The organism is Streptomyces sp. NPDC044921, from assembly GCF_056432865.1.
Genome location: NZ_JBWKIF010000002.1, coordinates 304,592 through 325,628 on the forward strand (window position 1 = coordinate 304,592; position 21,037 = coordinate 325,628).

At 74.7% G+C, this 21,037-nt stretch carries 21 protein-coding genes and 1 pseudogene; 9 read left to right on the forward strand and 13 right to left on the reverse strand.

Translation table 11 applies throughout. The features are described from left to right. Positions 1-41 precede the first annotated feature (41 nt). The 3 genes from AC07DA_RS04055 to AC07DA_RS04065 form a co-directional block, all read right to left on the reverse strand. Positions 42-875: an MHYT domain-containing protein gene (locus AC07DA_RS04055; RefSeq protein ID WP_479124361.1), complete on the reverse strand. Its 834-nt coding sequence runs from the start codon at positions 873-875 to the stop codon at positions 42-44. A 120-nt stretch (positions 876-995) separates the two neighbouring features. Further along, entirely contained in the window at positions 996-1,751 is a 756-nt protein-coding gene (locus tag AC07DA_RS04060; RefSeq protein ID WP_479124363.1) for a dienelactone hydrolase family protein, read from the reverse strand. Positions 1,752-1,897: 146 nt separating this feature from the next. After that, positions 1,898-2,518 carry an L-threonylcarbamoyladenylate synthase gene (locus AC07DA_RS04065; RefSeq protein WP_479124365.1) on the reverse strand — a complete coding sequence of 207 codons (621 nt, stop codon included), beginning with the start codon at positions 2,516-2,518 and terminating at the stop codon, positions 1,898-1,900. Between the two features lie 140 nt (positions 2,519-2,658). Here AC07DA_RS04065 and AC07DA_RS04070 point away from each other — a divergent pair, with 140 nt between their 5' ends. Beyond that, the gene (locus AC07DA_RS04070) at positions 2,659-4,152 is read left to right on the forward strand and encodes a helix-turn-helix domain-containing protein (RefSeq protein ID WP_479124366.1); all 1,494 of its coding nucleotides are present in this window, start codon (positions 2,659-2,661) and stop codon (positions 4,150-4,152) included. 219 nt (positions 4,153-4,371) lie between these two features. Here the strand turns inward: AC07DA_RS04070 and AC07DA_RS04075 are convergent, their stop codons facing one another. The 6 genes from AC07DA_RS04075 to AC07DA_RS04100 are packed head-to-tail and all read right to left on the reverse strand — an operon-like array spanning position 4,372 to position 9,942. Beyond that, a complete protein-coding gene (locus AC07DA_RS04075; RefSeq protein ID WP_479124368.1) occupies positions 4,372-5,592 on the reverse strand; it encodes a cytochrome P450 family protein in 1,221 nt (406 codons plus the stop codon). Beyond that, a complete protein-coding gene (locus tag AC07DA_RS04080) occupies positions 5,589-6,827 on the reverse strand; it encodes a cytochrome P450 family protein (protein ID WP_479124370.1) in 1,239 nt (412 codons plus the stop codon). Before AC07DA_RS04080 ends, AC07DA_RS04075 begins: the two co-directional genes overlap by 4 nt. Beyond that, positions 6,824-7,450, reverse strand: a complete 627-nt coding sequence (locus tag AC07DA_RS04085) for a GTP-binding protein (protein ID WP_479124372.1) — start codon at positions 7,448-7,450, stop codon at positions 6,824-6,826. Before AC07DA_RS04085 ends, AC07DA_RS04080 begins: the two co-directional genes overlap by 4 nt. Then, positions 7,422-7,784 (reverse strand): DUF742 domain-containing protein, encoded by a 363-nt coding sequence (locus tag AC07DA_RS04090; RefSeq protein ID WP_479124374.1) that lies wholly within the window; start codon positions 7,782-7,784, stop codon positions 7,422-7,424. Before AC07DA_RS04090 ends, AC07DA_RS04085 begins: the two co-directional genes overlap by 29 nt. After that, the gene (locus tag AC07DA_RS04095; RefSeq protein ID WP_479124375.1) at positions 7,781-8,203 is read right to left on the reverse strand and encodes a roadblock/LC7 domain-containing protein; all 423 of its coding nucleotides are present in this window, start codon (positions 8,201-8,203) and stop codon (positions 7,781-7,783) included. The genes AC07DA_RS04090 and AC07DA_RS04095 overlap by 4 nt, the downstream gene beginning before the upstream one ends. Next, entirely contained in the window at positions 8,200-9,942 is a 1,743-nt protein-coding gene (locus AC07DA_RS04100) for an ATP-binding protein (RefSeq protein ID WP_479124377.1), read from the reverse strand. Before AC07DA_RS04100 ends, AC07DA_RS04095 begins: the two co-directional genes overlap by 4 nt. 324 nt (positions 9,943-10,266) lie before the next feature. On the opposite strand from AC07DA_RS04100, the gene AC07DA_RS04105 reads away from it, so the two are divergent. Then, a complete protein-coding gene (locus AC07DA_RS04105; protein WP_311678792.1) occupies positions 10,267-10,503 on the forward strand; it encodes a hypothetical protein in 237 nt (78 codons plus the stop codon). A gap of 64 nt (positions 10,504-10,567) precedes the next feature. On the opposite strand, the gene AC07DA_RS04110 is transcribed toward AC07DA_RS04105, so the two are convergent. Together AC07DA_RS04110 and AC07DA_RS04115 are read right to left on the reverse strand one after the other, a co-directional pair. Further along, complete coding sequence (locus tag AC07DA_RS04110) at positions 10,568-11,017, reverse strand: hypothetical protein (protein ID WP_479124379.1); 450 nt, start codon at positions 11,015-11,017, stop codon at positions 10,568-10,570. Between the two features lie 82 nt (positions 11,018-11,099). Beyond that, on the reverse strand, positions 11,100-11,372 hold the full coding sequence (locus AC07DA_RS04115; RefSeq protein ID WP_479124380.1) for a hypothetical protein: 273 nt from the start codon (positions 11,370-11,372) through the stop codon (positions 11,100-11,102). Between the two features lie 42 nt (positions 11,373-11,414). On the opposite strand from AC07DA_RS04115, the gene AC07DA_RS04120 reads away from it, so the two are divergent. Together AC07DA_RS04120 and AC07DA_RS04125 are read left to right on the forward strand one after the other, a co-directional pair. Continuing rightward, on the forward strand, positions 11,415-11,732 hold the full coding sequence (locus tag AC07DA_RS04120) for a hypothetical protein (protein WP_479124381.1): 318 nt from the start codon (positions 11,415-11,417) through the stop codon (positions 11,730-11,732). Positions 11,733-11,838: 106 nt separating this feature from the next. After that, a complete protein-coding gene (locus tag AC07DA_RS04125) occupies positions 11,839-13,497 on the forward strand; it encodes a catalase (RefSeq protein WP_479124382.1) in 1,659 nt (552 codons plus the stop codon). A 4-nt stretch (positions 13,498-13,501) separates the two neighbouring features. Here the strand turns inward: AC07DA_RS04125 and AC07DA_RS04130 are convergent, their stop codons facing one another. Beyond that, complete coding sequence (locus AC07DA_RS04130) at positions 13,502-14,356, reverse strand: fructosamine kinase family protein (RefSeq protein WP_479124384.1); 855 nt, start codon at positions 14,354-14,356, stop codon at positions 13,502-13,504. 142 nt (positions 14,357-14,498) lie between these two features. On the opposite strand from AC07DA_RS04130, the gene AC07DA_RS04135 reads away from it, so the two are divergent. Further along, entirely contained in the window at positions 14,499-14,822 is a 324-nt protein-coding gene (locus tag AC07DA_RS04135; protein WP_479124385.1) for a hypothetical protein, read from the forward strand. A 36-nt stretch (positions 14,823-14,858) separates the two neighbouring features. Here AC07DA_RS04135 and AC07DA_RS04140 read toward each other — a convergent pair whose 3' ends face one another. Beyond that, the gene (locus AC07DA_RS04140; protein WP_479124387.1) at positions 14,859-15,551 is read right to left on the reverse strand and encodes a hypothetical protein; all 693 of its coding nucleotides are present in this window, start codon (positions 15,549-15,551) and stop codon (positions 14,859-14,861) included. Positions 15,552-16,202: 651 nt separating this feature from the next. Here AC07DA_RS04140 and AC07DA_RS04145 point away from each other — a divergent pair. The 4 genes and pseudogenes from AC07DA_RS04145 to AC07DA_RS04160 all read left to right on the forward strand — a co-directional run bounded on the left by AC07DA_RS04145 (position 16,203) and on the right by AC07DA_RS04160 (position 20,786). Further along, a pseudogene (locus AC07DA_RS04145) lies at positions 16,203-16,734 on the forward strand (hypothetical protein). A gap of 224 nt (positions 16,735-16,958) precedes the next feature. Next, positions 16,959-17,924, forward strand: coding sequence for an NAD-dependent epimerase/dehydratase family protein (locus tag AC07DA_RS04150; RefSeq protein WP_479124388.1), 966 nt, complete (start codon positions 16,959-16,961; stop codon positions 17,922-17,924). A gap of 103 nt (positions 17,925-18,027) precedes the next feature. Continuing rightward, positions 18,028-19,716 (forward strand): carbamoyltransferase family protein, encoded by a 1,689-nt coding sequence (locus tag AC07DA_RS04155; protein WP_479124389.1) that lies wholly within the window; start codon positions 18,028-18,030, stop codon positions 19,714-19,716. Beyond that, positions 19,713-20,786 (forward strand): glycosyltransferase family 2 protein, encoded by a 1,074-nt coding sequence (locus AC07DA_RS04160; protein ID WP_479124391.1) that lies wholly within the window; start codon positions 19,713-19,715, stop codon positions 20,784-20,786. The genes AC07DA_RS04155 and AC07DA_RS04160 overlap by 4 nt, the downstream gene beginning before the upstream one ends. Positions 20,787-21,037 lie beyond the last annotated feature (251 nt).

Below are 21,037 nucleotides of genomic sequence, written 5' to 3' on the forward strand. Positions count from 1 at the left end.
CACGGTAACAACCGCTCCGGGCGCCGCCGGTGGGCGGGTGCTCACCGCCCGCGGGGCGGTGCGGCCGTCCGGCGCCACGAAGGGCGCGGCCGCGTCGCGGAGCCGGCGGCCGCGGGGGCCGGTCCGGCGGGGGACGGCCGCTCGCCCACGACCAGCAGCGGGTCGGACATCACCACGACACCGGCCAGCAGCAAAAAGACGACCGGCCCCAGCAGCATCGGCAGCAGTAACGACATCGGCGAGTCGCCCGCCCACGTCCCGCCCGTGGTGTCGTGCACGTGGACGCGGACGGCCGCCATGCCCGTGTAGTGCATCCCGGACACCGCGACCCCCATCACCAGGCTCGCCCCGAGGCTCGTCCCCATGCCCCGGACGGTGACGGCCGACCACAGCGCCGCGGTCGCGGCGGCGACGGCGATCAGCACCGACAGCGCGACGCCCACCGGGTCGTAGCGGATGTCGCCGTTCAGCCGCATCGCCGCCATGCCCAGATAGTGCATGCCGGCGATCCCCAGGCCCGTCACCGTCCCCGCGACCGCCAGGGTGCGGGTGCCCGGGCCGCGGTAGCCGACGGTGAACACACCGGCGCCCACCACGACGACGGCCACGAGAAGACTGAGCACGGTCGTGGCGGCGTCGTACCGGACCCGGGTCTCCTCCACGTGGAAACCGGTCATGGCGATGAAGTGCATCGTCCAGATGCCGCACCCGATGGAGGCCGCTCCCAGGGCCAGCCAGCCCGGCTTCCACGACCGCGCGCCGAGCAGCGAGCGCACGATGCACCGCAGGCCCAGCGCCCCGCCCAGACAGGCCATCAGATAGGCCGCGACCGGAGTCACCGCGCCGTAGCGGAACCCCTCGACCGTGCCGTCCATGAGCCAACTCCCCCCGAGTCAGGGCTGCTTGTTCGCAAGGTCTACGCGCAGGGACCCCGCGGAGCAAGCCCTTACTACGGGTAGGCCGCCAACTCGGGCGCGCACAGGTGGCGAAAGGGGTCAGAAGGTGCGCCGCAGCAGGTCCAGCAGTGCCGCCCAGTGCCGCCGGTCGCCCTCCTCGTGGTACGCCGCCGTGTCGGCCTGCGTGAAGCCGTGCGGCGCACCGGCGTACACCTCGCAGCGGTGCCGGACGCCCGCCGCCGTCAGGGCCTCTTCCAGGCGCTCGATCTGTTCCGGCGGCAGCGACGGGTCCCGGTCGGCGTGCCCGAAGTACAGCTCGGCGGTGACCCGGGGAGCCACCAGGTGCGGACTGTCGGGCGCGTCCGTCGCCAGCCGCCCGCCGTGGAAACCGGCCGCCGCCGCCACCCGCTCGGCATGGGTGCCCGCGGTGAGCAGCGACAGGCGGGCACCCATGCAGTAGCCGGTCAGCGCCACCGGACCGTCGGCCGCCACCGGGGACCCGGCGAGCCAGCGCAGGTACGCACCGGCGTCCCGCATCGCCAGGTCGTCGGTCAGGGCCCGCATCACCGGCATGATCCGCTCGAATACCTCCGGACGCGCCCCCGGGTCGATGAACGCGGGCAGGTCGAACAGCGGGGCGCGCCCGGCCCGGTGGAACAGGTTGGGCACCAGCACCGTGTAGCCCTCCGCCGCCAGCCGGTCCGCCATGGACCGCAGTCCCGGACGCAGACCCAAGGCGTCCATGAAGACCAGGACCGCCGGATGGGCGGCCCCGTCGGCCGGGTGGGCCAGATAGGCGTCGGCGGTGCCGTCCCCGGTGGGGACGTCGACGGAGGTTCCCTGTACGGCGGTCATGGCGGGGCTGCCTCTCTGCGGGGTCGGGGCCGGGAACCCGTCCGCGTGACCGAACGGATCACGGGCATCGTGGCACGGCGGGCCCGGGGGCGCGGCGCCCGCCCCCGGTCCCGCGGCCCGCCCGTGAACAGCCCTTGGGGCGCCCTTTACTCGAACCGTGACGTGTCGCCCGCGCCGCGCCGCACGATCTCGGCCTCCCCGCCGGAGAAGTCGATGACCGTCGTCGGCTCGGTGCCGCACTCGCCGGAGTCGACCACCGCGTCCAGCAGGTGGTCGAGTTCGTCCTTGATCTCCCAGCCCTGCGTCATCGGCTCGTCCTCACCGGGCAGCAGCAGGGTGCTGGACAGCAGCGGCTCGCCCAGCTCGGCGAGGAGGGCCTGGGTGACGACGTGGTCGGGGATCCGCACCCCGACCGTCTTCTTCCTGGGGTGCTGCAGCACGCGCGGTACCTCCCGGGTCGCCGGCAGGATGAACGTGTAGCTGCCGGGCGTCGAGGCCTTGATCGCGCGGAACACGTCGTTGTCGATGCGCACGAACTGGCCGAGCTGCGCGAAGTCCTGGCACACGAGGGTGAAGTGGTGCCGGTCGTCCAGCTTGCGGATCGCGCGGATCCGGTCGATGCCGTTCCGGCTGCCCAGGCGGCAGCCCAGTGCGTAACAGGAGTCCGTGGGGTAGGCGACAAGGGCGTCCGCGCGGATGCTGTCGGCGATCTGGCCGATGGTGCGCGGCTGGGGGTTGTCGGGGTGCACGTCGTAGTACTTCGCCATCCGCCGAGCTTATGCCGCCCGGGCGCGCTGTCGGCGCACGGTGGGGGAGCGGGCCCGCGGGCGGACGCCCCGGGGCGGCTCGGGTAACGTCCCCGACCGGTGCGCCGGGGGGCGGTGCGAGGAAGGAGGGGAAAGCCGAGGTGGCTGGCCGGGAGGACGGGAACGGACAGCGGCGGACGGGCGTCGAGGCGAGTGGGGCGTGGGCGCGGGAACTGCTCGAACACCTGCGGCCGGCCGGGCGCGACGTCAACCGGGTCGTGGCGTGGCTCGCCGGTGCCGTGGACGGGTCGGCGGCCCTGCAGGACGCGGCCGGGAACCTCGTCGCCGGAACCCGGCTCACCCTGGACGAGGACCTCGCCGCCGACATCACCGCGGGCCGGATCGCCTCCGCCGCCTGGCAGAGCCGGGAGCGCCACCTGCGTCTGGTCCGGGTGGAGCACCCCTCCCACCCCTGTGTCCTGGCCGTGTCCCGGCCGGCCCCCTTCGACCGGCGGGCCTCCGAGGTCGTCACGCACACCGCCCAGGTGATCGAGCTGCTGCTGACGGCCCGTGAGTCCACCGTCGCCGGGCACCGGCTCCGGCGCGCCACCTCCGACCTGCGCCTGGCCATCCTGCAGTTGCTGATGGTCGAGGACACCGTCGCCGCCCGCCGCGTCGCCGCCGGACTGTGGCCGGGCCTCCTCGACGCCGACACCGCCTGCGTGTACGTCGTCGAGTCCGATCCCGCCGCCCGTGACCGCGTCATCGAGGACTGCCTCGACCACACCAGGGAGAACGCTCTGGTGGTGCGCTGCCCCGCCATGGACGGCCACGTGATCGTCGTCAGCCCGCGCGAGGCCACCGCCGACGCGCTGAAGTCCCTCGTCGGACGGCACCGGGACACCTACCTCGGCGGCAGCGTCCGGCAGAGCCTCGCCCGCACCGCCACCGCCTACGGGCAGGCCGTCAGCGCCCTCGCCGTCGCGCACCACCGGCCCGACAAGACGGCCGTGTACGCCGAGCGCACCCACCCCGAACGCCTGATGCACCCGGGGGCGCTGCGCGCCTGGACCGCCCGGCTGCTGCGCCCGCTGGACACCCTGCCGCACCACACCCGCGCCGAGCTCCTGGCCACCAGCCGCCTCGGTCTGGAGTTCACCGCCGTCGCCGCCGCCAAGGTCCTCGGCGTCAGCCGCAACACCGTCCGCGCCCGCATGGAACGCGTCGAGGCCCTGCTCGGCACCGACTTCACCGACCTCACCGTCCGGGCCGTGGTCCAGCTGGCGCTCAACACGCAGATCGGGCTCGCCGACGCCCCGGCCCCGAGCGACACCCGCGGCCCCGGCCCGGACCTCGCCGACCTGCTGTCGGGGCCCGCCCTGCGCACCTGGGCCGAGGCGCTGCTCGACCGCCTGGACGCGGACGCCAGGAACCCGCGCCGCACACTGCGGGCCTGGATCGCCGCCGGCGGCAACGCCGAGCGGGCCGCGCAGGCGCTGGGAGTGCACGCCCAGACGGTCCGCGAACACGTCCGCACCGCCGAACCGCTCCTGGAGCGCCGGCTGCTGACCGGCGGCAGCGACCTGTACGAAGTCGTGCTGGCGCACCTCGCCGTGGGCGATCTCGACCTGCCGCTCGTGGACCCCCGCTCCTGAAGGACCTTGCCTCCGGGCAACCGGCCGGCCCGGTTCCGGCGGGACGAAACAGGGCCATCCGGACTCAGCTGTGCACGGGTGAGCCCTCGTGAGCGCGCAGCGGGCATCGACGCGGTTCACAAGGTCTCGGCCCTGCACGTAGGTTCGACGCATCGCGGGGGCCCGACCGGAACGGGGGACCGGTCGCGCTCCCGCGCGCTGCCCGTGCCTCCGGCCGCCTCAGCCGCGCAGCCGGACCGGGATCTCCTGCCAGCCGAAGGCGATGAACGACGGAACCTGGCGCAGCCCGGTGCCGCCGGCGGCCAGGGTCAGGTCCGGGAACCGGGCGAACAGCGCGGGCAGCGCGGTGAGGGCCTCCAGACGGGCCAGCGGCGCCCCGATGCAGCGGTGGACGCCGATCCCGAAGGACAGGTGGTCGTCGGCCGCGCGCGTGACGTCGAAGACGTCGGCGTCCGGCCCGTAGTGCTCGGGATCGAGCCCCGCGGCGGCGTAGGTGGTGATGATGGCGTCGCCGGCCGGGATCCGCACGTCGCCCACGGTGAGGTCGCCGACCGCGAAGCGCAGCGGCAGCGAGGCGATCGACGGGTGGGCGCGCAGCGTCTCGTCGACGACGGCGTCCCAGCCGCTCTCCCCGGACCGCACGGCCGCCAGTTGCTCCGGGCGGCGCAGCAGGGCGACGATCGCGTTGCCGATCAGGTTCACGGTGGTCTCGAAACCGGCCCCGATCACCAGCAGCAGCGTGTAGAGCAGTTCCTCCTCGCTGAGCCGGTCGCCGTCCTCGTCCCGGACCCGGATCAGCTCGGTCGTCAGGTCGTCGCCGGGGTGTGCGGCCCGGTGCGCGATCAGCGCCGGCAGCACCGTGCCGATCTGCCGCTGCACGGACGCCGCGTGCTCCGGGGTCGGGTCGGAGGTGTCCATGATGGCCGCCACGAGCCGGACGGTGTCCTCCCGCAGCCCGTCCGGCACGCCGAACAGTTCGCAGATGATCCGCATCGGCAGCGGGTGGGCGAACCTCTCCTTGACGTCCACGACCTCGCCGCCGGACCCGTCGAGCGCGTCCAGCAGCTCCGCCGTGACGGCCTCCACCCGGGGCCGCATCGCCTCGGTGCGCCGGTGCGTGAAGCTCGGTGCCACGAGCCTGCGCAGCCGGGCGTGGTCGGCGCCGTACGTGGAGAGCATGTTGACCACGCCCACCCAGCCCAGGATCCAGGCCCAGGAGGGGTGCTCGCCGAGCTCGGGCCACAGCCGCCAGTGCAGTCGCGGGTCCTTGCTGACCCGCGGGTCGAGGATGAGCTCCTTCAGCGTGTCGTACCGCGTGGGCGCCCAGGCGGGGATGCCGCCCGGCAGTTCCACGGGCACGATCGGGCCGAGGGCGCGCAGCCGGGCACTCTCGGCGGCGATGTCGGCGCCCAAGGGGTCGAGAGCGATGCGGTCGGTCACGGTCGTCCTCCTGGCTGGTCGGGGGAGCGGGGGCTGAACCGGACGGGAAGCGCCGTCAGCGAGCGGTGGAACGGGCCCGGCCGCCAGGTCAGGCGCTCGCGGGGCAGCACCGGTTCGAGGTCGGGCAGCCACTGCGTGAGCCGCTCGATCGCCTCGGTGGCGATGAGCAGGGTGTGCTGCTTGACCGGGCAGGCGTGCGGGCCCGCGGACCAGGACAGGTGTGACGCGTCGGACGGGTGCCGGTCCGCGCCGCCCTCCTGCTCGGCGGCGTGCGCGAGTGCCCCGTAGGAGACCACCACCGGCACCGCCGCCCGGATCCACGCGCCGTGGAAGGCGACCGGCGTACGGGCGTAGTGGATGCCGTAGTTGGCGAGCGGCGTCTCGTGGTGCAGGACCTGGAGCACCGCGTCCCGCACGGGGCGGGCGCCGCTGGTGAGCGTCGAGGAGAACGCCGGGTTGCCGAGGATCCGCGACAGCGCGTTGGCGACCAGGTTCGCCGTCGGCTCGTGGCCCGCGCCGAGCGTGAGGAACACCTGCCAGGTGACCTCCTCGGGGGTCAGCCCGGCCGGATGGTCCAGCAGCCAGCTCGGCAGGTCGTCGCCGCGCCGCTCGGTCTTGGCCGCGATCAGCTCCAGCACGTACCCGGCGAATCCGGCCTCGCCCTCGGCCGCCCATGCGCCGCCCTCGATGAGTTTCCCGAGGGCGGCGTCGAGCCGGTCACCGGCGCTGTCCGGCAGCCCGAACAGGCTGTTGAAGACCTGCGCCATCAGCGGCCGCGTGAACTCGCCGACCAGGTCGGCCTCGCCGCGCGGCCCGAACCGGCTCACCAGCGTGTGCACCGCCCGGTGCACCCGGGCCCGCAGATCGTGCGGCTCCACCAGGTCGAAGGCGTCGATCAGCGAGGTCCGGTAGCGCTGGTGGGCGGCGCCGTCGGCGAACAGGGTGTTGGGCCGCCAGCGCATCATGCCGAGCACCGGCGAGTCGTCGGGGACGGTCGCCTCCCACGGCCGCGGGTCGCGCGAGAACGTCTCCGTGTCGTGCAGCAGGTCCAGTGCCGCCCGCCGGTCCGTGACGACGTACGCCGGTACACCGGGCGCGAGTTCCGCCCAGCCGACCGGGCCCTGGGCGCGCAGGGCGGCGTAGGAGGAGTAGGGGTCGCGGGCGAAGCCGTCCTCCCAGAGGCGGACGGGTGCCGCCAGGGAGAAGGCGTGCTCGGCGGGGGACGGGTGGGTCACCGGGGCTCCGGGGGGTGGTGGTCGATCAAGTGCTGCACCAGCGCGAGCAGGGCGTCGATCGAGGAGTCGGCCTCCCGCGCGTCGCAGGTCACCATGGGGGTCGTGGGCTCCAGGTCCAGGGCGGCGCGCAACTGCCCGGGCGTGTGGTGCCGGGGCGCGTCCGGGAAGGTGTTGAAGGCCACCGCGTACGGCAGTCCCGACTCCTCCACCAGGCCGAGCACGTCGAAGGAGGCGTCGATGCGGCGGGCGTCGACCAGGACGAGCGCGCCGAGCGCCCCGTAGGCGATGTCGTCCCACAGTTCCCGGAAGCGCTCCTGGCCGGGCGTGCCGAACAGGTACAGCACGATCCCGCCCGGCAGGCTGATCCGGCCGAAGTCGATGGCGACCGTGGTGGTGGACTTGTCGCGCACCCCGGCGAGATCGTCCACCTGCGCCGACGCCTCGGTGAGCAGCTCCTCCGTGTGCAGCGGGCGGATCTCGGACACCGAGCGGATCAGGGTGGTCTTGCCGACCCCGAAGGGCCCGGTGACCAGGATCTTCACCAAGTCCCGGGCGGTGTCCGGGAGATGGACGTCCGCCTCGGCGGGCCGGTCGTCAACGGTGCTTGAGGTCGCGGAGGCCATCGGCCACTCTCTTCAGCAGGTCGGGGTCGAAGCGCCGGGCGGGCGGGATCGGCGCGCGGGCCAGTACCAGGTCGCGGTCCAGGAGGCCGGCGGCCAGCACCAGCACCGCCGAGACGGGCAGCCGCAGCAGCGCCGCGGCCTCCACCACCGTCAGCGACCCGTGCTCCAGCTCCTCCAGGAGGGCCGCCTGGGCGGCGGGCAGATCGGCGGGGGCCCGCTCGCCGCTGCCGGTGAGGACGGACAGCCGCTCCAGATGGGTACGGCTGGGGCGCGCCACGCCGCCGGTCGACAGGTACGCGGGAACCAGGGGGCGGCCGCCGCGGCGGCGGGTCATGCCGGCGCGTCGCCGTCGGCACCCCGTGGACCGGCGGCCATCGCCTTCTCGCCGAGACGGGCCACCTGCGAGTGCACCCGGTGGGCGAGCAGGTCCAGGCGCACCTCGGGATCGCCGTACGCCGCCACGCAGGTCCCGTGGTCCGTCGGCACGATGAGCACATAGCCGTGGTCCGACTCGATGACGACCTGCCGGATGTCGGCCCGGTCGGTGTCCGCGAACGCCGCCGCCGCGGTACGGCAGGCGCCCTGGACCGTGCTGGTGATCGCCGCGACGCGCTCGGCCGACGGCCGCGACAGCGCGTCGGTCCAGCCGAGCACGAGCCCGTCCCGGGTGAGCAGGACGGCGGCCACGGTGTGCGGCACCTCCAGGACCGGATCGAGCACCCATGCCGTGTCCCCCGTTGCGCGGCTGCTCATCGGGCCGTTCCCCCTTCGTGGTCGTTGCGGTCGTTGCGGTCGTTGCGGTCGTTGCGGATGTCGCGGTCGTGATCGTGGCCGGGGCCGTCGCCCGACGCGTCGGCCGTGGTCGTGGCCGGCTCACTGTCGGATACGGCCGGAACGGCCCCGGCGTTCGACCGGGTGGCGGACCGCGCGGCCGTCGTGCCGGACTGGAGGGCGCCGAGGGCGGCGGCGGCCTCCTCGGGGCGCGGCGCCCTGCGCCGCGGCACCCCGGCAGGGGCCTCCGCGGCGGGCCCGGCCGGTGACGCCGCACGGTTGCGGCGGCGCCGCTGGGGCAGGCCTCCGCCGTCCTCGCGCGCGGTGCCGCGCGGGCCGTCGTGAAGGCCTGCGGCGTCCAGGGCGGGGTGGTGGCCGGGGGCGGTGACATCTGGTGCGGGGCCGTGGCCGGGCGCGTCACGCGCCGTGCCGTGGTCAGGGGCGGAGGGGTCTCGCGTCGTGCCGTGCTCGGGGGCGGTGATGTCTCGCGCCGTGCTGTGGCCGGAGGCGGAGGCGCCCCGCGCGGGGCCGTGGGCGGGGCCCGGGGCGGTCCGGGCCGGGGCGGTGGCCGGGGGTTCCGCGGCGGCGGTCCGGGCCGGTGCGGGTGGGGCCGTCGGCCGTGCGCCGCCCGCCCTGTCCCGCCGCGTCGCGCGGGTCGAGCGCGGGGCGCCGGCCGCCGGCGGCAGTTCCTCGGGATCGATCCGGCTCAGCAGGTGGCTGTCGATGCGCAGCACCGCCCGCACACCGCCGTACGGCGACGGGGAGGACAGGTCCACGCTCAGGTCGAACTGCCGGGTCAGCTGACCCACGGCGGCGAGCCCCATGCGCGGCGGGTCCCCCAGCTCGGTCAGCAGGATCGGCCCGGAACCGGCCACCATCCGCTGGGCACGGGCCCGTTCGTCCGGCGACATGCCGAGACCGGCGTCGTCGACGGTGACACAGACCCCGTGGTGGACGGCCTCAAGATTGACCACGACCTCGGTGTCGGGCGCGGAGTGCCGCAGCGCGTTGTCCAGCAGTTCGGCGACGATGATGGCGACGGGCTCGACGGCGTGGGACACCAGGGCCGTCCCGGCCTCCAGATGGTTGTGGACCCGGACGCGCCGGTAGCCCGCGAGCCGGGCCTGACCGCCCGTCACCGCGTCCACGAGGTGGGACTCCTCACGGGCGAGCCCGACCCACGCGCCGCACACCACCGCGGCGACCTGCGCCCGGCGCAGCGACTGCTCGTTCTCGTGGTCCAGTTCGAACAGGGTCTGTGACAACTCGGGATCGTCGTAACGGTGTTGCAGCCCGCGCAGGGCGTCCTGCAGCCGGTACAGCGCCGCCTGGATCTCCCGGGTGGCGCCCCGCATCCCGGCCTGCGCGGCCGCGTCGATCCGGGTGCGCTGCGTGGCGAGTTCGGCGTGCACCCCCTTGAGCACCTGTTCCAGTGCCAGCCCCAGGGGCGAGCCGGTCAGCTGCGGGTTCAGCGGGCCGGGCACGGTGACGTGCGGGTGGGCGGCCTGCCGGGCCGCGGCCGGCAGGCGTCGCGCCGCCAGATGCTCCACCTCGGCCGTGAACGCCCGCGACGTACCGTCGAGTTGGGCCCGCAGTGCGGCCGTCCTCGTCCGCTGCCGGGCCAGTTGACGCCGTGTGCGCAGCAGTCCGCCGCCGAGGGCGAACGCGGACAGTGTGCCGAGGGCGAGACCGCCGACGGCCAGGTCCGGTATGTCGATCATCGAGTCGATTCCAGTAGGGGGCCGGGCAGGGCGGCGTCCGTGGTGCTCTGGCGAACCACCCGCAGCACAGTACACACCGTCATCGACCGGTCTCGCACGGTGGAGCGCCACTTCTCTGCGAAAGTGATCGGTGACCGTACGCATCTGGGGCAACTGTCGGAATTGCCGTGCGGATGAGGGGAGTTGGTGGTGCGTACGGGGCTGCCCGGGCCGTCGTGACCGGAAAAAACACCGAACGTGGTGACTGCGGGCTGTGTGTCCTCCCCGAGGCCGGGTACCCGGCCGGCGCCTGAAGAGGTCCGCTCCACGGAGAAGGAGGTCCGAATGACCAGCGAGACGGAGACCGGCGGCGCAACCGGTACGCAGGACAAGGACTACAACCTGATCTGGTACGTCGAGGCGTGCCTGAGCAACGCCCTGCGTCTGGAGGGTTACATCCAGGACGCGGAGCGCGCCAAGGACACCGAGGTCGCGGATCTGTTCCGCAAGGCGCAGGCGGACAGCCGCAAGGGGGCCGAGCTGGGCAAGAACCTGCTGCGCGCACGCCTCAGCGAGGGCTGATCCCACCGTGAGCGAGCGGCCCGGACCCCAGGCGGGGTCCGGGCCGTCGCGCGTGCCGGGCCGGTCAGCCGGTGTACACCCTGCCTTCCCGCACCGTGTAGTGCGCAGGCTCGGAGCAGCCCAGGGACGGCGTGCGCAGCAGGCTCACGGTCAAGGGGGCGGGCTCGGTGCTCGCGGTGGAGAACGCGCAGACGGCGCCCTTGCCGGTGAGCGGGTACCAGAACCAGCCGTCCACCTCGCCCACGGTCACCCGGTCCGACTCCGTCCAAGCGCCGCCGGACCGCGTGAAGACCTGCAGGCGGACGGAGGCGGCGTACTCGTCCTGCGGTGAGCGCAGCGCGGTGAGCGTGATCTTGTAGTCGGACCCCAGGGTGGACGAGGCGATCTGCCGGGTCTGCGGCGCGGTGGTGACGGCGCTCGACGCGCCGGCACCGGCGGCGCCCAGGGCGGCCGCCAGCGCGAGGGCGAGGGCCGCGGTCGTACCGCGGCGGGTGGGCTTGCGGGTCAGGCTCATGTGTTCCCCCGTTGGAACGAGTTGAAGGGGTTTGTCCCCACGGTGGTACAGACCCTCCACACCCGGCCGGGGTTGTACGGCGTCACAGCCCGAACACGGCACCGACCCGCTCGGTCAGCCCCTCCTCCGTCAGCGTGCCGTCGACGGCCGCCGCCCGGCTCCGGAACACCGCCCGGCGCAATCGCGGGGCCGGAAGCAGCCAGACCGCGCGCCCCGGCGCCGGGAGCAGAGGCTCCACGAGGTGCGGCAGCAGCCGAAGGCTCGACGTCCGGACCGTCATCATCAGCCGGGCGAGCAGCCGGACGATGAGCCGGTCCCGTGGCCGGACGATGAGCCGGTCCCGTGGCCGGACCATGAGCCGGCTGATCAGTCGGTCCCGTGGCCGTCCGATCAGCCGGTGTCGTACCCGGGCCACGAGCCGGTCCCCGCGCCCAGCGGTGCGCCGGTCCCGGGCGCCGCCGAGCTCACCGTGATCGCCGCGTTCGGCCCTCTGGACCCGTCCCTGCGCCTGTCCCAGCCGCACATGGTGCTGCCCGCTATAGCGGCGGCCGCCGCGCCCGACCCGCTGCGGGCGGCCGTCGACGCGATGTTCGCGGCGGTGACCGCGTTCGGCGAGAACCACCGGGTCCTCCTGGACGAGATCAGGTCCTTCGTGGAGGCGGAACACCGCGGTGGCCGGAAGGGCACCAGGTCCCGGCCCGGCCCGCGTGAGTGATCCCCTGACACCGGGTACCCGGACGTTCCGCCATGGCCGGCCGGGTGGCGGTGCACGCTGCCGACCCGGTCGGCCACCCGGACCCGAGCCGAAGGAGCCCCTGCTTATGACGGACGTATCCGGCACCGGTCCCGCTCCGGGCGACGACCGCAAGGTCCTCACCAATCGCCAGGGCCATCCGGTCTACGACAACCAGAACCAGCGCACGGTCGGCCCCCGCGGCCCGGCCACGCTGGAGAACTACCAGTTCCTCGAGAAGATCAGCCACTTCGACCGGGAACGCATCCCCGAGCGCGTCGTGCACGCCCGGGGCGTCACCGCCTACGGCCACTTCGAGGCCTACGGCACCTGGGGTGACGAGCCGATCAGCCGCTACACCCGGGCCAAACTGTTCCAGGAGCGCGGCAAGCGCACGGACGTCGCCGTCCGCTTCTCCACCGTGATCGGCGGCCGGGACTCCTCCGAGGCCGCCCGTGACCCGCGTGGTTTCGCCGTCAAGTTCTACACCGAGGACGGCAACTGGGACCTGGTCGGCAACAACCTCGGCGTCTTCTTCATCCGCGACGCCATCAAGTTCCCGGACGTCATCCACGCCCTCAAGCCGGACCCGGTGACCTTCGAGCAGAAGCCCAACCGCATCTTCGACTTCATGTCGCAGACGCCCGAGGCCATGCACATGCTGGTCAACCTGTTCAGCCCGCGCGGCATCCCCAGCGACTACCGCCACATGCAGGGCTTCGGCGTCAACACCTACAAGTGGGTCAACGCCGACGGCGAGACCAAGCTGGTCAAGTACCACTGGATGCCGAAGCAGGGCGTGCGCAGCATGACCGAGGAGGACGCGGCCAACGTCCAGGCCGACACCCTGGGCCACGCCACGAAGGACCTGTACGAGGCGGTCGAGCGCGGTGACTACCCCGAGTGGGAACTGCTGGTCCAGATGATGGACGACCACGACCACCCGGAGCTCGACTTCGACCCGCTGGACGACACCAAGACCTGGCCCGAGCAGGAATTCCCGCCGAAGCCGGTGGGCCGGATGGTGCTCGACCGCATGCCGAAGGACTTCTTCGCCGAGAACGAGCAGATCTCCTTCGGCACCGGCGTCCTCGTGGACGGGCTGGACTTCTCCGACGACAAGATGCTCGTCGGCCGGACCTTCTCCTACAGCGACACCCAGCGCTACCGGGTCGGCCCGAACTACCTCCAGCTCCCGGTCAACCAGGCCAAGAACGCCGACGTGCGCACCAACCAGCGCGACGGCCAGATGGCGTACCACCAGGACGGCGGCGGTGAGAACCCGCACGTCAACTACGAGCCGTCGATCACCGGCGGCCTGCGCGAGGCGCAGTACCCGACCCACGACGAGCAGGGTCCCGAGATCACCGGCCGGCTCACCCGCAAGCGCATCCCGCGCACCAACGACTACATGCAGGCCGGCCAGCGGTACCTGCTGATGGAGGACTGGGAGCGCGACGACCTGGTGAAGAACTTCATCGGCCAGCTCTCCCAGTGCGACCGCGCCATCCAGGAGCGCATGGTCTGGCACTTCCTGCTGGTCGAGAACGACCTCGGTCTCAGGGTCGGGGAAGGGCTCGGCATCGGCCCGGAGGACGTGGCCGGCCTGGAGCCGCTGGCGAGCCAGGACCTCACGGACGAGGACCGGGAGCGCCTGTCGAGGCTGGGCAAGAACCAGCCGCGCGACGTGGAGGGCCTCACCATGACCCACTGCGTCCCCGACGAGCGGCACGTGGTGACGCGCTGACCGGTCAGCGCGTCACGGCCGAGCGGGCCGCGGAGAGAGCCTGCTCGGCGTAGCTCCGGCCGAACAGCACGGCGTGCACCAGCAGCGGGAACAGCTGGTGCACGCCGACGCGCTCCGGCCAGCCGTCGGCGAGCGGCGCCACCTCCTGGTAGCCGTCCAGCACCGCCTCCAGATGGGGGCAGCCGAACAACCGCAGCATCGCCAGATCGGTCTCGCGGTGCCCGCCGTGCGCCGCCGGGTCGATGAGCCGGACGTCGCCGTCCGCCGCCCACAGCACGTTGCCGCTCCACAGGTCGCCGTGCAGCCGGGCGGGGGGCTCGGCCGGCCCGGCCAGTTCGGGAAGGCGCTCGCACACCCGTTCCACGACGGCCGCCTCGTCCGCCCGCACCACGCCCTGGTCGACCGCCCGCCGCAGGTACGGCAGCACGCGCCGGCCGGCGTACCAGCCCGGCCAGTCGGTGCCGGGCTCGTTGCGCATCGGGGCGAGCCCGATGTACGCGTCCGCCGGCCCGCCCGGCGGGGGCGCCCCGAACGCGGGTGCCCCCGCGGCGTGCAGCCCCGCCAGGTCCCGCCCGAACCGCACCGCCGCCGCCCGGCTCGGCCGCCCCTGCGGGACCCGGTCGATCACCAGCCAGGCCCCCTCGTCGCCGTGGACGACCGGCACCCGCACGGTCCCGGCGGCGGCCAGCCACCGCAGCCCGGCCGCCTCGGCCCGCGCCGCCCCCGGCGCGTCGGACCGCTTGACGACCACGACCCGCCCGTCGTCGAGCGTGACCTCGGCGAGGGACCCGGACAGGGCCTGCTCGCCCCTCACCGCGCGCCCGGTGAGCCGGGCCACGACATCCCTACGGGCGGTCATGCGTCCTTCCTCTCCACGCCGCGCTCGATCGCCACTCAGGCTACGGCCACCCGCCTGCCCACCCGGTCCCGGCGTCACGCGGGACGGTGAAATCCCCTGCCGCGTCGACAGAACAGGCCGCCGCCGGGGGAGCAGTCGGGTCATGACGACTTCACCGTTCCAGCGCACCATCGCCCTGCCGGCCCCGGTGTGCGAACAGGCCGCACACCACCTGGAGCAGGCCGCGCACCGGGCCATCGACGGGGCCGCCGTCCCCCTGAAGGCGTTCCGCGCGGCGGCCGACAGCGACTTCACCCTGCCGGTGTCCGTGGTGGAGCAGGCGGCGGCCTGCCTGCTGGTCCTGGCCACCGAGACGGCCCAGACGGTACGCCCCTCCGCGCTGCGCGCCACCATCAGCGTCGCCCTGCGGCTGCGGGACGCCGTGGAGCTGGCGCGCCAGCCCGTCCTCAGCAGCCGCTTCTGGTGACCTCATGACGCCGTGGCCCCCATGACGCCGTGGCCCTCATGACGCTGCTCCCGTCGTGCTGCGGTCCGGGGCGACGGCCACCTGCGTGGTGACGCGCACGAGACAGGGACGGCGGGGCGCCGAGCCGGACCCGAACCGCACGGGGGGATCGACCGGGGCGAGGGCGCCGAGGCCGCGGCCCTCGCGCGCGACCGTGGCCGAGACGACCGGGTGCAGGTCGCGGGCGCCGTACCACTGGTGCCGGCCGGGCCGGGCGCTGCCGTGCGTGTGGGCGCCGAGCAGCAGCCGGGCGGGCCGGTCCCACAGCGCCAGCCACCCCGGGCTGGTGGCGAGCCCGCCGGGCACGGCCCGCAGCGCCAGACCGGGCAGGGCCCTCGGACCGGTGGTGAAGCGCAGCTCGAACGGTGGCGCGGAGACGGTCCAGTGGCGGCGGCCGGTGATCCGCACCTGGACCGGCACGATCCGGACCTCGTCGAAGACGTAGATTCCGGCCACGAACTCCGCCGTCTCCCGCGACGGCGCCAGCAGCAGGCGATGTCCGTCGGCCTCCTCGACCATCACGTCGCTGAACGGGCCGAACGGCGACCCGGGCCAGTGCCCGAGCACGACGCGGGTGCCGGACGCAGTGCCGATCCCCGCGATCCAGCCGTCGAAGCGCAGGGTGCGCACCGGCGACCGGAACCTCGCGGCCCGGGCCGGGCGGGTGCGTCCGGAACCGTGGCGCAGCATGCGGGCCGGGTTCCCGACCGGCCCGGACACGAAACGGTCCGGGCCTGCGAGCGGCCCAGGCGCGAAACGATCCGGGCGCCTGTCCCGCCCGATCGCGAAAGTGCCTGTTCCGGCCCGCCTACGAATCGATCCGGGTGCTTGTCCGGCTGGGGGCGCGGATGGATCGGGTGCTTGTCCGGTTCGGCAGCGCATGGAGTCGGTTGCTCGGCCGGGTCGGCCGCGCGCGTCGGTCCGGGTGCTCGTCCGGTTCGGCAGCGCATGGAGTCGGTTACCTGCCCTGCTCGGCCGCGCGTCGGTCCGGATGCCCGTCCGGCCCGGCGCAAATCCGTCCGGATGCCCGTCCGAGCCGGTCGCGAAACGAGTCGGACGGCTGCCCGGCCCGTCGCGGACAGGCTCGACGGTGGCGCGCGACGGCTCCGGCGGTCCGGTGCGAGACGGGCCCGTGCCGGGGCGGCGCCGGGCGGCACCGGCCCTCCGGCAGTCCAGGCGCCCGCGTCCGGAGGCCACGCCGACGGCAGCCCGGGCCTCACGGCCGGGGCGATGATGTGGCCGAGGCCACATCAGGGACGAGGTCCCGGTCACGTCCGGGTCCGGGAAACGGCGGTTACCGTCTACGACCAGACCCGCCCCCTCCCCTCGGACGGCCCGGCAGTGCAAGCAGATCTCTCCCCTGTCATAGCGGCGACCGCCCAGTGGCTGACCCGCGCCTTCCCCGCCACCGGCGGCGCGTTCGCCTCCGCCCTGTGCGAGGTGCAGGCCCGGCAGGCCGTGACGGTCGCGGCGTGGCTGCGGTACCCGACGGCGATGGACGCCGCCCTGCTCGGCCTGGCCGGCCCCGGCGGTTCCGCGCGGCTCGACTGGGTGACCGGCGCCGACACGGCCCCGGGCCAGGGCGAGGACGAGGACGCGCACGCCTGGCGCACCTGGGTGGACGAGGTCGTCGCGAGCTGGGCGGCCGGTCTGCTCACCGACCCGGAACTGGCCGCCCGGGCCGTGGCGGCGCTCGCCGAGGGCGGGTGGCACCGGCTCGCCCACCGAGTTCCGCCGGCTCGTCGCGCCCGACGCCGGCGACCGGAGCGCCGCCGCGCTCCTGCGCCACCCGGATCTGCTCGCCCCCGTCGTGGAACTCCACCGCCACCAGCTCCTCGACCGCCTGAACCCGGGCCGCGCCCTCATCGCCTGACCGCCCCCCCCCAACGGGTCCGTGGGCCCCTCCGGCCTGCGCGGACCTCGCCTGACGGTCTCCTTCACCCTCCGTGACTCACCGGTTTGCCGTAAGCGACCGTGCCCCGTCGCCACCCTCGGCGGACGCTGAGCGTGGGCTCGACGGCCTCCGGCCACTTCGGCGGCCCGGGATCGCCAACCGTCGTGCCGTGCCGTGACGCCGCTGACGGAGGAGAGACCGACATGACCACCGACTTCTCACGGAGCTGGGAACACGCCGTCGTCACCGGTGGTGCCGGGTTCGTCGGCTCCCACCTGTGCGCCGCCCTGCTGGACGCGGGCGGCGCCGTCACCTGCGTGGACGACTTCAGCACCGGCCGGCCGGAGAACATCGCGCCGCTGCTGGAACGGCCCGGCTTCACGCTCGTGCAGGCCAACGTCACCGAGGGACTGCGGATCAAGCGCCCGCCGGACCTCGTCCTGCACTTCGCCTCCCCGGCCTCCCCCGCGGACTACCTGCGCCTGCCCCTGCACACCATGGAGGCGGGCAGCACCGGCACCCGCAACGCCCTGGAACTCGCGCGCTCCGCCCGCGCCCGCTTCGTCCTGGCCTCGACCTCCGAGGTCTACGGCGACCCGCGGCAGCACCCCCAGGACGAGCGCTACTGGGGCAACGTCAACCCCGTCGGGCCGCGCAGCGTCTACGACGAGGCCAAGCGCTTCGGCGAGGCGCTGACCACGGCCCACGCCGAGACCCACGGCACCGACACCTGCATCGTGCGGCTGTTCAACACCTACGGCCCCCGGATGCGCGGCCACGACGGACGCGCGGTCCCGACGTTCGTACGGCAGGCCCTGGCGGGCGAACCCCTCACCGTCACCGGCGACGGCCGCCAGACCCGGTCGCTGTGCTACATCGACGACACCGTCCGCGGCATCCTCGCCGCGGCCGCCCACGGCATGCGCGGGCCCGTCAACATCGGCAACCCGGCCGAGATCACCATGCTCGACCTCGCCCGCCTGGTCGTCGAACTCGCCGGGTCCCCCTCGGAGATCCGCTTCATCGAACGCCCGGTGGACGACCCGGCCGTGCGCTGCCCGGACATCACCCTGGCGCGCGACAAGCTCGGCTGGGAGCCGCAGGTGCGCGCCGAGGAAGGGCTGCGGCGCACGATCGCCTGGTTCCGCGAGGAGGGAACCGACGACTGATCCGCCCGCCCCGCGCACCACCGCGCCGGGCCCGGCCCCGCCGCCGGAGGCCCGCGCCCCGCGCGCCCGGTCCCGCCCCCACCGCCGAAAGGCCCGCCACCCCATGCGCATCCTCGGAATCAACGCCCTCTTCCACGACCCCGCCGCCGCCCTCGTCGTCGACGGACGGACCGTCGCCGCCGCCGAGGAGGAGCGGTTCTCCCGGCGCAAGCACGGCAAGCGGCCCCTGCCCTTCTCCGCCTGGGAGCTGCCCGAGAAGGCCGCCGCCTGGTGCCTGAAGCGGGCCGGGCTGCGCCCCCAGGACCTCGACGCCGTCACCTACTCCTTCGACCCGGCGCTCGCCCGGCCCGCCGACGCCATGGGCCTGGACGACCCGTGGGACCACCTGCGGCTCACCTACGCCCGCGAGGCCCCCGGCTTCCTGGCGTCGGCCCTGCCCGGCCTCGACCCCGGCAACGTCCGGTTCGTGCCGCACCACATGGCCCACGCCGCTTCCGGCGCCTTCGCCGCACCGGACGCCGGCGACTCCTCCGTACTGGTCCTCGACGGCCGCGGCGAACGCGCCTCCCACCTGGCCGCACGCCGCGTCGGCGACCGGCTGGAGGCGCTGCACAGCCAGGAGCTGCCGCACTCGCTCGGCCTGGTCTACGAGGAACTCACCGCACATCTGGGCTTCCTGCGCTCCTCCGACGAGTTCAAGGTGATGGCCCTGGCCTCCCACGGCACCCCGCGCATGCTCGCCGAGCTGCGCCGCCACGTGTACCCCACCGGCGACGGCGGCTTCCACGCCACCGCGGTGCCCTGGCACGAGCTGTGCGCCCCGCGCGGAGCCGACGAGCCGTGGACGCAGGACCACGCCGACGTCGCCGCCAGCGCCCAGGCCGTGCTGGAGGAGACCCTGCTCGACCTGGTGCGCTGGCTGCACGGCCGCACCCACGACAGCGTGCTCACCCTCGCCGGCGGCGTCGCCCTCAACTGCGTCGCCAACTCCCGCATCGCCCGCGAGGGCCCCTTCTCCCGGGTGTGGGTGCAGCCCGCGGCGGGCGACGCCGGCACCGCCCTGGGCGGCGCCCTGCTGCTGTCCGCGGTGGAGGGCGACCAGCCGGAACCCATGACCGGCGCCGACCTCGGCCGGGACTGGTCCGACGCGGAGCTCGGCGCCTGGCTGAAGACGGCGGCGGTCCCCTTCGAACGGCCCGCGGACATCGCCGAGACCGTCGCCCGTGCCCTCGCGGACAACGGGATCGTCGCCTGGTTCCAGGGCCGCTCCGAGTACGGCCCGCGCGCCCTCGGCCACCGCTCCCTGCTGGCCCACCCCGGCCACGCGGGCAACCTGGAGCGCCTCAACGACGTCAAGGGACGCGAGCAGTTCCGGCCCGTCGCGCCCATGGTCCTCGCCGACCGCGCCGCCGAGATCTTCGACGGCCCGCTGCCCAGCCCCTACATGCTGTTCGTGCACGACGTGGCCCCGGCCTGGCGGGAGCGGATCCCGGCCGTCGTGCACGTCGACGGCACCGCCCGCATCCAGACCGTCGACCCGGACCGCGAACCCCTGGTGGCCCGCATGCTCGGCGCGTTCGAGCGGTTCACGGGACTGCCCGTGGTGGTCAACACCAGCCTCAACACGGCCGGGCGGCCCATGGTCGACGACCCGCGCGACGCCCTGGAGTGCTTCGGCTCCTCGCCCGTGGACCTGCTGGCCATCGGCCCGTACGCCATCCGCCGCGGCGATTTCTTCCGCACCGGGGGCGGCGACGCCCTGCGCTCCGACGCCGCGGGAGGCCCCCGGTGACCGCCCCGGGCGGCGCGGCGCGGGACGCCGAGTACGCCGTGGTGATCCCGACCCTCGGCCGGCCCAGTCTGCGCACCTGCCTGCACGCCCTGGCCGAGGCGGCCGGGCCCGGCCCGGTCCGCGTGGTCCTCGTCGACGACCGGCCCGACCCGGCCGGGGTCGCCCTCACCGCCGACGTGCCGCCGTCACTGCGCGCCCGCACCGTCGTGGTGCCCGGGGGAGCGCGCGGACCCGCCGCCGCGCGCAACCTCGGCTGGCGCGCGGCGGGCGACGTGCCCTGGATCGTCTTCCTCGACGACGACGTCGTGCCCGGCCCCACCTGGGGCGACGACCTCACCCTCGACCTGACGGCGGCGTCGGACCGGACGGCCGGGATCACCGCCCGCATCGAGGTGCCCCTGCCGCCCGGCCGCCGGCCGACCGACTGGGAGCGCAACACGGCCGGACTCGCCGGTGCCCACTGGATCACCGCCGACATGGCCTACCGCCGGGCGGCGCTCGTGGCCGTCGGCGGCTTCGACGAGCGCTTCCGGCGGGCCTTCCGCGAGGACGCGGACCTCGCGCTGCGCATGCTGGACGCAGGGTGGACGCTCACCGGTGGCCGGCGCACCACCACCCACCCCGTCCGGCCCGCCGGGCGCTGGATCTCCGTCCGGCTGCAGGCCGGCAACGCCGACGACGTCCTGATGACCCGGCTGCACGGCCGCCACTGGTGGCGCCGGGCGGGCGCGCCGCGCGGACGCCTGCCCGCGCACCTCGCCGTCACCGGGGCCGGGGTGACCGCCGTCGGCTGCGCCCTGCTCGGGCGGCACCGCCTCGCCGGGACCTGCGCCGCCGCCTGGCTGGCCGGCACCGCCGAGTTCGCCCTCGCCCGGATCCTGCCCGGCCCGCGCACCCGCGACGAGGTGCTCACCATGGCCGTCACCAGCGCGCTCGTCCCGCCCGCCGCGACCTGGCACTGGCTGCGCGGCCGCCTGGCGCACCGCACGGCCCGCCCGCACACCCCGTCCGCGACCCCCGAGCCGGCGACCGCGCCCCGCCCGGAGGTCAGGGAACGGCTGCGGTCATGAACCGTCCCACCGGTTCCCGGCGGCACCCCGGGACGTGCGGAACCGCCGGCACACCGCCGCCCCCACCCGCCCCGCTCCCGGCAGCGGCCGCCATCGCCCCCACCGCGCCCGGCACGCGGAGGCGCCCCCGACCGCTGCCCCCGACCGCCCCCCGCCCGGGCGTGCGTGTCCGGTGTCCGTTGTCGCCGGTGGCCGGGGCTCGGACCGGTGCGCCGCGGTGTCCGTTCCTGTCGGCGGCAGGGAGGCGACCG